Origin of the sequence: Microbispora sp. NBRC 16548, from assembly GCF_030268985.1 — a bacterium.
Classification (GTDB): Bacteria; Actinomycetota; Actinomycetes; order Streptosporangiales; family Streptosporangiaceae; genus Microbispora; species Microbispora catharanthi.
Window position 1 is genome coordinate 340,858 of the sequence record NZ_BSSF01000008.1, and the last position, 13,074, is coordinate 353,931.

A 13,074-nucleotide genomic window follows, 5' to 3' on the forward strand; every position below is an offset into this window, starting at 1 on the left:
GGTCGGCGATGGGTTTCCCGTGGGGATTGCTCGGCCGGGACATGGCGGTCGATCTCGGCACGGCCAACACGCTCGTGTACGTGCGCAAGAAGGGCGTCGTCCTCGACGAGCCGTCGGTGGTGGCGATCAACCTGCACACGGACAGGATCGTGGCGGTCGGGACCGCGGCGAAGGAGATGATCGGGCGGACCCCGCCCCACATCGCCACGCTGCGCCCGCTCAAGGACGGCGTGATCGCCGACCTCGACGCGGCCGAGCGCATGCTGCGGCACTTCATCCAGGTGGCGCACAAGAGCCGCTACCTGGCCAGGCCCCGGGTCGTCGTCGCCGTGCCGAGCGGCACCACGAGCGTCGAGCAGCGCGCGGTCAGGGAGGCGGCGTACGAGGCGGGCGCCCGCCGCGTCCACATCATCGAGGAGCCGATGGCCGCGGCGATCGGCGCGGGACTCAACGTGGGCGACACGACCGGCAACATGGTCGTGGACATCGGCGGCGGCACGACGGAGGTCGCGATCGTCTCGCTCGGCGGGGTGGTCGTGTCGAAGTCCGTGCGGGTCGGCGGCGACGAGCTCGACGAGGCGATCGTCAACTACGTCAAGAAGGAGCACTCCCTGATGCTCGGCGAGCGCACGGCCGAGCACATCAAGATCAAGCTGGGCAGCGCGCGGCCCGGCGGCGACGACGCCACACCGCTGCCGATCCGGGGCCGCGACCTGGTGACCGGCCTGCCCAAGACCGCGACGATCAACCGGGCGCAGGTCAGGGAGGCGATCGAGGACCAGGTCCAGACGATCGTCGACGCCGTGCAGACCACGCTGGACCAGTGCCCGGCCGAGCTGGCCGGCGACCTGATCGACAACGGCATCGTGCTGACCGGCGGCGGCGCGCTGCTCGACGGGCTCGCCGAACGGCTCGAAAAGGCCGTCGGCATGCCGATCCACCTCGTCGACCAGCCGCTCCAGTCGGTGGTGCTGGGCGCGGGCCGGTGCGTCGAGCGCTTCGACGACATGCAGGACGTGTTCCTCCCCGAAACGCGTCGATGAGGGCCGCCGGTCGCCGGGCGCCCGCGCTGCTGGCGCTCGTCTCCGCCGCCCTGATCGCAGCCGACACCGTCACACCACTCGAACCGCTGCGGGCGTTCGGGTCGGCCGTGTACGGCGGGCTGGAGGACGCGGCGTCCGCCGGCGTCCGCTGGGCGTCGGGCGAGCGGCGCCTGGAGGAGCTCGAACGCGAGAACGCCCGGCTGCGCGCCGACCTGCTGGCCGCCCGCCGCACGACCCCGTCCCCCGCTAGGGCGGACGGCTATCAGGTCGCGTCGGCCCACGTCATCGGCTTCGGCCGGGACGGCACGGTCACCGTCGACACCGGCTCCGACGGCGGCGTGGACCGCGACATGACCGTGTTCGACGGTGACGGGCTGGTCGGCCGGATCCTGCGATCCGGCCCGGGCACGGCGACGGTCCAGCTCGCCACGGCCTCCGGCGCCTCGATCGGGGCCCGGCTCGAGGGCTCGCGGGAGGTCGGCCTGGTGACCGGCGTCCCCGAGCGCGGCCTGCTGCGGCTGAGCCTGCTCAACCCCTCCGCGGAGGTGAAGCCCGGCGACCGGGTGGTGACGCTGGGCTCGCGCGACATGCGGCCGTACGTGCCGGACGTGCCGATCGGCGCGGTGATCACGGTGGAGCCCGCGCCGGACGCGCTGACCAGGACGGCGCTCGTGCGTCCCTTCGCCCGGTTCACCGCGCTCGACCTCGTCACCGTGGTGCTGGGACCGCAGCCGGACGGCGCGACGGCGGACGCGTCCGCCGGCGAAGGCGATGCCGGGAGCGGGGATACGGACGCCGCGAAGAGCGGCTCGAAGAAGGCGAAGGGGGCGTGATGAAGGCGGTCGTCCTGTCCGTGCTCGTCGTCCTCGTCGCACCGGTGCTCCAGGTCGCCGTGGTCAACGGGCTGTCGCTGCCCGGCGGCCACCCCGACGTCGTGCTGGTCGCCGTCGTCGCGCTCGCGCCGCATCTGCGGCCCCGGCCGGAGACCAGGGGGTTGCCGGAGCGGGGCGCCGCGGGGGGAGGAGCGGGCGCGTTCCTGGGGTTCGCCGCGGGCCTGGCCGCCGACATCGCGCCGCCCGCCGACCACACCATAGGGCGGCTCGCCCTCGTCATGTGCCTCGCCGGGTGGGTGTGCGCACGGGTCGCCGCGGACGGCACGGCCGGGCGGCGCGCCGCCGTCGCCGCCGCCGTGGCCCTGGGCGCGACGCTCGCCGCGGGCGTGCTCGCGGCCCTGCTCGACGGCACGCCGTGGGGCGCGGCCCTCGCGCCCGGCGCCGTCGCCTGGACCGTCGGCCTGGCCGCGCTCGTGGCGGCGGCGCTCGCCCTGCTGCCCCGCCGCCGGTCGTTCGGGCGGGTGCCCAGATCATGGGACGGTTCACGTGATCCGTACGCGCGGGGGAGGCGGCTTGCGTAGGAGCGTCAAGCAGCGCCCTCTCAACCGGGGTCGCAACCGGCCCCAGGGCCGCCTCACGCTCGTGTTCGCGGTGGTGACCGCGCTCATGCTGACCCTGCTCGGGCGGCTGTGGTACCTGCAGATCGTCACCGGCCCGTCGTATGTCAGGGCGGCCACGGAGTCGCGGGCGCGCTCGGTCGTCCTGCCGCCGGTGCGGGGGCGGATCCTCGACACACACGGCCGGCCGCTGGTGGCCAACGAGACCAGACCGCAGGTGTCGGTGGACTACATGGCCCTCATCCACCAGCCCGACGGCGGGAAGGACGTGCTGGCCCGGCTCGCCCGGGCCCTGGGCCGGCCCTACCAGGAGATCGCCGACCGGGCCCGGCTGTGCGCCGGGGACGTGCCCAGGCCGTGCTGGCCCGGCTCGCCGTACCAGCCGATCGTCGTCGCGGACGACGTGAGCGTGCGCACGGCGCTGTGGATCGCGGAGCGGCAGGACGAGTTCCCCGGTGTCAGCACCGCGCTGCGGCCGGTCAGGACCTACCCGCTCGGCTCGGCCGCGGCGCACGTGCTCGGCTACCTGCAGCCGCCCTCGCCCGACGACCCCGAGGGCGGCCCGGAGCTGATCGGCCGCGACGGCCTCGAAGCGCAGTACGACCGCGAGCTGGCCGGGCGCACCGGGATCAGAGAGGTGGCGGTGGACAGCACGGGCAAGATCACCGGCCTGATCCGCGAGGAGGCCGCCGTGGCCGGGGACACGCTGGTGACCAGCGTCGACGCGCGCATCCAGGAGGTGGCGGAGCGGGCGCTGGCCCGGGCCGTGACCGCCGCGCGCAAGCGGGGCGAGCCCGCCGACAGTGGCGCGGCGGTGGTGCTGGAGGCGAGGACCGGGCGGGTGACGGCGATCGCCGACTATCCCACCTACGACCCGGGCGTGTGGACCGGGGGCATCTCGCAGCACGACTACGAGGACCTGCCGCTGGTCAGCGCCGCCGTGCAGGGGCAGTGGCCGCCGGGCTCCACCTGGAAGGTGACCTCGACGGCCGCGGCGGCGAAGGCGGGCTACTCGCTGCGGGCCTCCTACGACTGCCCGGGCGGTTACAAGATCGGCGGCCGGGTGTTCCACAACTTCGAGAGCGCCGAACTGGGCCGGATGGACATGCACCGGGCCCTGGTGGTGTCCTGTGACACGATCTTCTACCGTTTCGCGGAGAGGATGTGGCAGCGCGACGGCGGGCTCAAGCCGGTCAAACACCCCAAGGACCCGATGCAGGCGATGGCCAGGGAGTTCGGGTTCGGCACGCCCACCGGCGTCGACCTGCCGCACGAGGCTCAGGGAAGGGTGCCCGACCGCGCCTGGAAGAAGGCCAACTGGGAGCGGACCAAGGCGGACTCCTGCCGTCGCGCCAAGACCGGCTATCCGGAGATGTCCGACCGCAAGCGGGCGGCCTACCTCAAGGCGCTCGCCGCCGACAACTGCCGCTCCGGCGGGGTCTGGTGGGCAGGCGACGCGGCCAACTTCTCGATCGGCCAGGGCGACGTGCTGGTGACGCCGCTCCAGCTCGCCCGCGGGTACGCCGCGCTCGCCAACGGCGGCACGGTCTTCAGCCCCAGGATCGGCAAGCAGGTCGTGCGCCCCGACGGCACGGTGGTCCGCACGATCACCCCGCCCGTGGTGGGGAAGATCGACGTCTCGCGCAAGACGCTGCGGTTCATCCGCGACTCGCTCGCCGGCGTGCCGCGCACGGGCACGGCCGCGGGCGCGTTCGAGGGGTACTCGTTCACGCGCCTGCCGGTCGCCGGGAAGACCGGCACCGCCGAGGCGTACGGCAGGCAGGACACCTCGTGGTTCGCCTCCTTCGGCCCGGTGAAGAAGCCCAAGTATGTCGTGGTGGTCGTCGTCTCGCAGGGCGGCACGGGCGGGACCACGGCGGCCCCCGCCGCCCGCGAGATCTGGGAGGGCATCGCCGCCCTGACCCATAAGGCGAAGAAGCACGACGGAAAGAAGCACGGCAAGAAGGACAAGAAGGATAAGAAGGACGACAGGGGGACGCGGTCCGCCTCCCTTCCTCCCGTCGCGTCCGCCGGGGAGGGTGGCGCGCGATGACGGGCAGGGCTCAGACGGGCAGCGGTCAGACGGGCAGGGCTGAGCTGGTTGGAGGCGCGCGATGACGGCGCTCGGTCCCCTGTCCGTACGGCTGCCGGCGAGCCGGGCGACCAGGCGCAGGGGGTGGGCGCGCCTCGCCTTCCTCCCCGCCTGGGGGCTGGTGCTGCCGGCGGCCGCGTTGTCGGCGATCGGGCTGCTGCTCGTGTGGTCGGCCACCCGCAACGAGCCGGGCTCGACGCTGCCGCAGCGGCAGGCGCTCAGCGTGGGCATCGGCTTCGTGCTCATGTGGGCCGTCTCGCGAATCGACCTGCGGGTGCTGCGGGCCTACGTCCCGGTGCTGTACCTGCTCGGGCTGGCCGGGCTGGTCGCCGTGCTGACCCCGCTGGGCCGCACGATCAACGGCTCGCACGCCTGGATCGTGCTCGGTGACGGGCTGCAGTTCCAGCCGTCCGAGTTCGCCAAGGCGGCCACGGTGCTCGCGCTCGCGACGGCGCTGGGCGAGCCGCGCGACGGCGAGCGCAGGCCGGGCGCCGGGGCCGTGCTGCTCGCCCTGGGCCTCGCCGCGCTGCCGGTCGGGCTGATCGCACTGCAGCCCGACCACGGCACCGCGCTCGTCTTCCTGGTGCTGACCACCGGGATGATCGTGGTGTCCGGTGCGCCCAAGAGGTGGTTCGCGGCGTTCGCCGCCGCCGGGGCCGCCGGACTGCTCCTGGTGTGGCGGCTCGACCTCATCCGGCCCTACCAGCTCCAGCGCCTGATGGTGCTGGCCGACCCGGACGCCGACCCGATGGGCATGGGCTACAACGCCACCCAGGCCAGGATCGCGATCGGCTCCGGGGGCCTGCTCGGCAAGGGCCTGTTCCACGGCGAGCAGACGGCGGGCCATTTCGTGCCCGAGCAGCACACCGACTTCATCTTCACGGTCGCGGGCGAGGAGCTCGGCTTCCTCGGCGCCGCCTGCGTGATCCTGCTGATGCTCGCCCTGCTGTGGCGTGGCCTGTGGATCGCGGCCAAGAGCCCCTCGCCGTTCGGCAGGGCAGTGGCCGGCGGGGTGGTGTGCTGGCTGGCGTTCCAGACGTTCGTGAACGTGGGGATGACCATGGGCCTGCTGCCGGTCGCGGGGCTGCCGCTGCCGTTCGTGTCGTACGGCGGGTCGGCCACGATCTCCAGCCTGGCGGCCGTGGGGCTGCTGGCCGCCGTGAACCGGCGTACGCGCACGCCGGCATAGGGCAGGCTTGGAGGAATGCGCAGCAAGCTCGGCGGACGGGTGGCCCAGGCGGCGGAGATCGCCCTGGCCACTCGCAAGTACGTGACCCCGATCGACGTCCTCACCGGCCTGCGGTGGCTGCACGACCGCCATGTGGAGACCTGGCGGCAGGGCCGGGCCGACAGCCTGGAACGGCTTGCCGCCGTGGACACCGGCCGGATGGCCGAGGCCCTGTCGCATCTGCGCGCCTGGGCCCTGTCCCGCGACCTGGTGGAGAGCGAGGCGGCGTACACGGCGGGCACCCGCGACCGGCGGCCGCTGCGCTTCACGGCGGCGGGCGACAAGGACCTGGAGCGCGCCTTCCGCGTCCACTGGCTCTCACCGGAGCTGAGCGAGGCGCGGCGGCGGCAGATCACCGAACGGCACAGCAAGGCCCCCGACCTCGTGGCCGTGGCATCGCCGGACGCGTGGACCTGCGCCGGATGCGGGGACACCGGGCCTTATCTGATCATGGAGGACGACCGGCCACACTGCCTGACCTGCGCCGACATGGATCACCTGTGCTTCCTCCCGGCGGGGAACGCGGCGCTGAGCCGCCGCGCCAAGAAGGAGAGCGGCCTGTCTGCCGTGGTGGTCCGCTTCAACCGGCGGCGCAAGAGATACGAGCGGCTCGGCGTCCTGGTCGAGGAGGAGGCGCTGACGCGGGCCGAGGAGCAGTGCCTGGCCGACGAGGAGGCGCGGCTGCGCCGCCGCGAACGCGACCGCGAGCGCCGCGCCGATGAGGACGCCGAGTTCCAGACGAGGATGGCGGCGCAGATCCGCCGCCTGTTCCCCCGCTGCCCGGCCGAGCGGGCCGAGGCCATCGCCGCGCACGCCGCCGTACGCGGCAGCGGGCGGGTGGGCCGCACCGCCGCCGCCCGCGTGCTGGACGAGAACGCCATCACGCTCGCCGTGATCGCGAGCGTGCGCCACCTGGACACCGACTACGACGAGCTGCTGATGGCCGGGACGCCGCGGATGACGGCCCGCGAGCGGATCCGCCCCCGGGTCGAGGAGGTCCTGACGGCCTGGCGCGCCTGAGCGCTTCCGGCGAACCCTTCAGCGGACGCGGCCGACCATCTGGGCGTACATGCGCCCGGGGCTGGGGACCGACGACGGGTTGAGGAAGCCCGGCAGCGGGGGCAGGTCGACCGCGAACGGCTGCAGCCGCTCGAACAGCGTGTGCGCGTCGGGCGGCCGGTTGTCCGGCTCCTTCTCCAGCAGTTCGGCGATGAGACGGTCCAGCCCGGCGGGGACCCCGGGAACCCGGGGCGGCCGTTCCTTCACCTGCTTGTCGAACACGGCGTACTCCGTCGGCCCGGTGAACAGCTGGTTGCCGGTCAGCATCTCGTGCAGCACGCAGCCGAGGGAGTACAGGTCGCTCTTCGGCCCGGCGACACCCCGCTGGATCTGCTCGGGGGACATGTACGCCGGAGTGCCGAGGATCTGCCCGATCCGGGTGAACTGCGCCGTCAACCCCGCGACGTCCGCCTCGCGCAGCATGGCGAGCCCGAAGTCGAGCAGCTTGACGCTGCCGTCCGGGCAGAGCATGAGGTTGGTCGGCTTGAGGTCGCGGTGGCAGATCGACAGCTCGTGGGCGGCGGTCAGCACGGCGCACGCCTGGGCGGCGATCGCCGCGGCCCACGGCACCGGCAGCGGGCCGTGCTCGCTCAGCAGGTCGGCGACCGTCACGCCCTCGATGAACTGCATGACCTGGAAGAGCCGCTGCTCGTAGGTGCCGAAGTCGTACAGGACGGGCGCCCCGGGGTGGTCGAGCTTCGCGAGGATCCGCGCCTCGCGGATGAACCGGCGCTGCAACTCCTCGTCCGGGCCGTCGGGCAGCCGCAGGAACTTCACCGCCACCTTGCGGTCGAGCCGCCGGTCGTGCCCGCCGTACACGGCGCCCATACCGCCCTGCCCCAGGGGGAGGTCGTCCAGCTCATACCGGTCGCCGATGACCATGCGCCCCTCCCGTCGGCCTATCGGGGAAAAAGCTACCGGATTCGTCCGCGGTGCTCGGGCTCAGCGGCCGGGTGGACAGGACTCTCTCAGCTGGGAAGCTCCACGCCGCGTCACCCATGAGGGCGGAGGCGTCCGTCGATCAGCCCCTCGACGCCGAGGCGGGCGAGCGCCTCCCCCGCGGCGGCCGCCTCGCGCAGGCCGTCCTCCAGGGCGAGCAGCCGCCGGAAGGCCGTGCCGTACGTCCGCTGGACGGCCAGGGGAAGCTGGGGGACGCGGGCCCGGCGGGCCTCCACGCGGCTGCTGCCCAGATGCGGCCGGCCGCCGCCCGCCGCGTAGCGCAGGAACCCGGCCAGGAACTCGGGATCCACCTTGTCCGGATCGACGCGGAAAAGGCTGAGATGGGGGCCCAGGACCGCCCCCTCCCCCGCGACCATCCGCGCGGTGACGGCCGACGCCACGACGTCTCCCGGTCGTACGGCGACCAGGCCGGGGGCACGCGGGATCCGCCGCGACGGCGCCGTCCCGGCCGCGACGTCGTCGGCCGTCAGCACGGGCACCCCACCCTCGGGCACCTCACCCTCGGGCACTCCGCCGTCAGGCGCTCCGCCGTCAGACGCCTCGCCTTCGGAAGCATCGGCGGGCAGCGCCCGCAGCGTCGAGTGCCTGATGGTGACCAGCCCGGATCTGGCCATCTCGGCCACCGTCGCCCACGACGCGTCCCAGCCCGCCGCGCCACCGGTGAGCACCTCCAGGTCGGGCACGTCGTCGGCCAGCGCCGCGACCGCCTCCAGGAAGCGCTCCCTGGCCACGGGGAAGCCCCGCGTGTCGACCCGGGGCGACAGGTGCCGCGCCGGGCTCACGTCCACCTCGTCGTCGAGGATGTCGATGATCCTGACCGTACGGCCACCGCGCGGGAGCTCGCTCTTCACGAGGTGGGCCCGCCAGACCGCTTCGACGGAGGCCGGGTCGTCTCCCGCGTCGGCCACCAGGATCGCCCCGGGCTGCCGCTCCCCCGGCTCGGGACGGCGCAGCAGCCACAGGTCGGGACCCCCGGGCACCAGAGTGAAGACCGCGCGCAGCGCGCCCGTCCGCAGCAGGTTCGCCCGGATGCGGCGTCCCGGGCGGCGGCTCGCGGCGGCGCCAGGCATCAGGACGGCCACCAGCCCGCCGGGCCGCACGTGGGCGAGGCAGTGCTGCACCCAGGCCAGCTCCGGCTCACCCCGGGGAGGCATGCCGTACTGCCAGCGCGGATCGCCGATGAGATCCTCGTGGCCCCAGGCCCGCTCGTTGAACGGCGGGTCGCACACCACCGCGTCCGCGAGCACGTCCTCGAGCCCGTCCATCGGCCGGTCCGGAGGGAACGCGTCGTGCCGCAGCGCGTCCCCGGGGAGGACCCGGGCGTCCCGCCCGCGCAGCAGCAGCCGCAGCGCCGCGAGCAGCGCGACCGTCTCGTTGGCGTCCTGGCCGAGCAGCCGCACCTCGTCTCCCGCCCCACCGGCCCCGGCGGCGTCCAGCAGGAGCGTGCCCATGCCGCACGCCGGGTCGAGCACCGTACGCGCCCCCGTGCAGGCCAGCCGGGTCATCAGGGCGGCCACGTCGGGCCGGGTCAGTGCCAGCCTGCGGCTGTGCGCCTCGGCGTACCGCTCGCAGAGGAACTCGAACGTGCCGGCCACGCCGTTCCGCTCGGCCATCCCGGCGACCAGCCGGAGCAGGCCGGGCTCGACCGGCGTCGCGTCCCCCGCGCGCGGGGGCAGGTCGGCGGTCGTCTCGGCCACCGCACCCGGGAGCCGTACGGCGAAGTCGGGGGCGGCGGACAGCCGCTTCCAGCCGTCGGGGTCGCGGAGCGTGTAGAGCAGGAACGCCCCGACCTCCCCCAGCACCTCGCCCAGGCGCAGGTCGTCGGCCGACGCGCGCAGCCGCTGCCAGACGCGGTCGCCCTGGGACACCTCGAACGACTTGCCGTTCCTGCGCAGCCACGCCTCCACTTCGGGAAGCGAGAAAAGCGGGCTGGAGGCGGTACCTCCGACCGGTTGGGGGAAGTCCTCGTACCGGCGGCGCCAGTTGCTGACCGCGGCCCTGCCGACGTCGGCGAGCCGGGCGATGTCGCCCGCGTTCACGGTCGCTTCGACCGCCGCTTCGACGGCGGCCTCGAGCGGGCTGACGGCCGGGCGCGCCGTCGTGCCCGCTGTGTTGTCGGCCTGGGCGTCGTGGCTCATGAACATGAGACTAGCACCGTGCTTGTGAAGTCACTCAACCAATGGTTTACTCAAAACCATGACGCACAACCGTATTCGGTACGCCGCTGGGTCGGACGTCGGGCGTTCGCGTGCCAACAACGAGGATTCTGTGCACGCCGGCGAGCGCCTGCTCGCCATCGCCGACGGGATGGGCGGGCACGGACACGGCGAGGTCGCCAGTGCGGCCGTCATCTCCACACTGGCCGGGCTGGAGGACGGTCCGGGTCCCGCCGACGTCGTCGCCGCCCTCGCGGACGCCGTACGGGAGGCGGGGCAGCGCCTGGGCGACCTCGCCGCGCAGGACCCGGCGCTCGAGCGGATGGGCACCACGGTCACCGCGATGCTGTGGGACGGCCACGGGAAGTTCGCCCTGGCCCATGTGGGCGACTCGCGGGCGTACATGCTGCGTGACGGCGCGCTCTACCAGATCACGCGCGACCACACACTGGTGCAGTCGCTGGTGGACGACGGCCGCATGAGCCCCGACCAGGCCGCCCGCCATCCGCGCCGTTCCCTGCTGCTGCGGGCGCTGGAGACGAGCGGCCTGGCCGAGCCCGACCTGTCGCTGCGCGAGGCGTTCCCGGGCGACCGCTACCTGCTGTGCTCCGACGGGCTCACCTCCGTGCTCGAACCCGAGGCGCTGCACCACGTGCTCACCACCGTGGCCGATCCGCAGGAGACGGTCCACCGGCTCATCGAGCTGGCCAACGAGGGCGGCGGACCCGACAACATCTCGTGCGTGATCGCCGACGTCGAAGCCGCCGACGCCTGAGACACCGTCGTCCGCCCGCACAGCGAGAGCGCCCCTATTCACCTTCGAGGTTCCGTAGAAATTTGTACATGCCCGAAGAGGGATTGTCGTGCGGGAAAATCGTGCCATTTTCGGCGTGACGCATATCAAGGCGCTCCGCATAGCGAACGGCATTCTTCCGCAGAGGCATGTAAACGTCTGGATCTATACTTTTGCCCGGCCGGCCGTCCAGTGACCGAGAACGGCGTTCCGCCGAATCCGTGTCCATGAAGGCGCCACAGTTGTCGAAATGTAAGATCAGCCAAAGCTCGAAGCAGGGGTTGGAGATCGCGAGGTTGATTCCGTTCGATCTTGCGAGATCAATCGCCTGCGCCAGGTTGGGGTGATTTCGCGGCCATTCGACGTCGAAGAGGCACCAGCATTCATCGATTTCAGGGTCGCTCGCGCATTCCACGGCCTTCCTGACCAGTGTGATCGGCACACCTTGCTCGGGATGGATTTGTATGTTCAGCATGGTGTTATCGGCTATGTGCGGCAGTCGCTTCAGGCCATTGATGTAGTCCGGCTCCGAACTTCGGCCCTCACAGAAAACCATGATCGTGCGCAGTTCGGGGCGCTTCTCGGCGGTCCTCTTGAGCGGCCTTCCGCCTCGCTGTCGTCGATTGAGAGCCATCAGCCGATCAATCCGAGCGCGCGCAACAGAGGGGTCTGATCCACTTGCGGGAGAGCACCGAATCTGCCGTGGAGGTAGGCGTTCTCCAGATTTTGCGATTTACGCACGCGTTCCCCGGCGAAGTCGGCCAGCGCGCCGAGGCGAGTTGAGCCGTCGGCGCGCTTCTCGGTCAGCCAGACCTCATCCCTGTTCAGGTGGTTGAGAAGGCTCGTGTCATGGGAAGTGAATATCAGTTGAGCGCCCCGTGGATTGGTCACAGGGCTGTGGAAGATGCGCAGCAACTCCGCGGACAAGGTCGGATGCAGGCTGGCGTCCAGTTCGTCGAAAAGCACAACGGATCCTTGTCGCAGGGCGGTCAGGATCGGGCCGATCAGAGCGAACCAGGTTTTGGTGCCTTCTGACTCGACGTTCAAGTCAAACGGCACACTTTCCTCCGCGGTTTTGTGCAGCAGCCGAACTCTACGCTGCGTACGCACCTCCGAGTCAGAAAAGCTTATCTCCTGATGGTCTATGATCACATCTTCAATGCCGAGGTCGGCTAGACGCAGAAGCGCCAACGCCTGCTCGCGAGATCCGATGACCCCGAGATCTTCGTCCGCGAAGAGCAAGGGTTGGTCGTTCACCTCTTCGAACCATCGTATGGTAGGTCGGGAGAACGCCCCTCCGAACAATCCCGGCAGCCTGCGTCTGGGCGTGTGGCTGAGGTTCTGTATCCTCAAGATCTCTCGCGCGAAGTCCGACACCAACGGCTCGTCGAAACGCCTGGCGATCGAGAGCGCCAGCGTCCTTTCCGTAAGGAGTTCACGCGTGCCGGACAGGCTGCCGAGACCCCTCTGTAGCTTCAGTTCCGATTCTTCACGCTCAAATATCCTTCTCCGCTTTTTCTCCGGGTAGTGAAAGAGGCCTTCATAGAGCACACGCTCGCGACGCAACTCAAGAACATATTCATAGCGAATGCCATTGATCGTGACCTCGACACTGAAATCACTTGTGGAGCCGGGACCCTCGCCAAACGCGAACAGCTCGATCGGTATCTCGTCCTCCCAGAAACGAAGAGAATGCTGGACCGCGTCACGAAGCCAGGAAAGAGCTGCCACAAAATTGGACTTACCGGATGCGTTCGGCCCATACACTGCCGCAACCGGCAGAAGACTCTCTCCGAGCAGTGGCGCAGGACGCGCTTCTTCCCGATCTCGATCGATCGCGACCATTGAAAGCTCGACTGCTTCCCAGATGGATCGATAGTTCGAGACTCCGAATCTGATCAACATGAGCCCACACTACCTTGCGCCAATGCTGTCGACACAGGGTTCAGAACGTAAAAAGTTGACGAGATCGAGGGCGTGTGTGCAGGAATACCGCCGACAGGCCTCCATGAGTGAACACCCTCATGCGAATCGCGCCCCGCTGTGCGGGAACACCGGGAAGATGGCCCCAGTCCAAGTGGGCGGCTCCCGCGCGTACATTGCTGCGGGACGGCGCGCTACAGCAGATGACGTGCGACCAGAACGCTGGCGCAGTCGCCAGTGGACGACGGGCGCATGACCCAGATCGGGCCGCCCGCCATCCCACCGTCCGTACCTGCCACGAGTGCTGGAGACAAGCGCCATGTGTCCCTGACAACCGGCTCGCGACCCGTCACGTGACCGGGTCGTGAGC

The 13,074-nt window shown here is 71.2% G+C and carries 11 protein-coding genes; 7 read left to right on the plus strand and 4 right to left on the minus strand.

What is annotated here, in order from left to right:
• The first annotated feature begins 8 nt into the window (after positions 1-8).
• The 6 genes from QSK36_RS24225 (at position 9) to QSK36_RS24250 (ending at position 6,833) form a co-directional block, all read left to right on the plus strand.
• Positions 9-1,043, plus strand: a complete 1,035-nt coding sequence (locus QSK36_RS24225; protein ID WP_285783967.1) for a rod shape-determining protein — start codon at positions 9-11, stop codon at positions 1,041-1,043.
• Complete coding sequence (gene mreC, locus QSK36_RS24230) at positions 1,040-1,876, plus strand: rod shape-determining protein MreC (RefSeq protein WP_285783968.1); 837 nt, start codon at positions 1,040-1,042, stop codon at positions 1,874-1,876. Before QSK36_RS24225 ends, mreC begins: the two co-directional genes overlap by 4 nt.
• Complete coding sequence (locus QSK36_RS24235; protein WP_285783969.1) at positions 1,876-2,457, plus strand: rod shape-determining protein MreD; 582 nt, start codon at positions 1,876-1,878, stop codon at positions 2,455-2,457. Before mreC ends, QSK36_RS24235 begins: the two co-directional genes overlap by 1 nt.
• Positions 2,450-4,546, plus strand: a complete 2,097-nt coding sequence (mrdA, locus tag QSK36_RS24240; protein WP_285783970.1) for a penicillin-binding protein 2 — start codon at positions 2,450-2,452, stop codon at positions 4,544-4,546. The genes QSK36_RS24235 and mrdA overlap by 8 nt, the downstream gene beginning before the upstream one ends.
• 61 nt (positions 4,547-4,607) lie before the next feature.
• Complete coding sequence (gene rodA, locus QSK36_RS24245; protein WP_285783971.1) at positions 4,608-5,774, plus strand: rod shape-determining protein RodA; 1,167 nt, start codon at positions 4,608-4,610, stop codon at positions 5,772-5,774.
• Positions 5,775-5,789: 15 nt separating this feature from the next.
• Complete coding sequence (locus QSK36_RS24250) at positions 5,790-6,833, plus strand: DUF2293 domain-containing protein (protein ID WP_285783972.1); 1,044 nt, start codon at positions 5,790-5,792, stop codon at positions 6,831-6,833.
• An 18-nt stretch (positions 6,834-6,851) separates the two neighbouring features.
• Here the strand turns inward: QSK36_RS24250 and QSK36_RS24255 are convergent, their stop codons facing one another.
• Together QSK36_RS24255 and QSK36_RS24260 are read right to left on the minus strand one after the other, a co-directional pair.
• The gene (locus tag QSK36_RS24255; RefSeq protein WP_183535224.1) at positions 6,852-7,754 is read right to left on the minus strand and encodes a serine/threonine-protein kinase; all 903 of its coding nucleotides are present in this window, start codon (positions 7,752-7,754) and stop codon (positions 6,852-6,854) included.
• Positions 7,755-7,864: 110 nt separating this feature from the next.
• Entirely contained in the window at positions 7,865-9,970 is a 2,106-nt protein-coding gene (locus QSK36_RS24260; protein ID WP_285783973.1) for an N-6 DNA methylase, read from the minus strand.
• A gap of 58 nt (positions 9,971-10,028) precedes the next feature.
• Here QSK36_RS24260 and QSK36_RS24265 point away from each other — a divergent pair, with 58 nt between their 5' ends.
• Complete coding sequence (locus tag QSK36_RS24265; protein ID WP_182901098.1) at positions 10,029-10,763, plus strand: PP2C family protein-serine/threonine phosphatase; 735 nt, start codon at positions 10,029-10,031, stop codon at positions 10,761-10,763.
• A gap of 34 nt (positions 10,764-10,797) precedes the next feature.
• On the opposite strand, the gene QSK36_RS24270 is transcribed toward QSK36_RS24265, so the two are convergent.
• Together QSK36_RS24270 and QSK36_RS24275 are read right to left on the minus strand one after the other, a co-directional pair.
• Positions 10,798-11,415: an RloB family protein gene (locus tag QSK36_RS24270; RefSeq protein WP_285783974.1), complete on the minus strand. Its 618-nt coding sequence runs from the start codon at positions 11,413-11,415 to the stop codon at positions 10,798-10,800.
• Complete coding sequence (locus QSK36_RS24275; RefSeq protein ID WP_285783975.1) at positions 11,415-12,686, minus strand: AAA family ATPase; 1,272 nt, start codon at positions 12,684-12,686, stop codon at positions 11,415-11,417. Before QSK36_RS24275 ends, QSK36_RS24270 begins: the two co-directional genes overlap by 1 nt.
• Between the last annotated feature and the right edge of the window lie 388 nt (positions 12,687-13,074).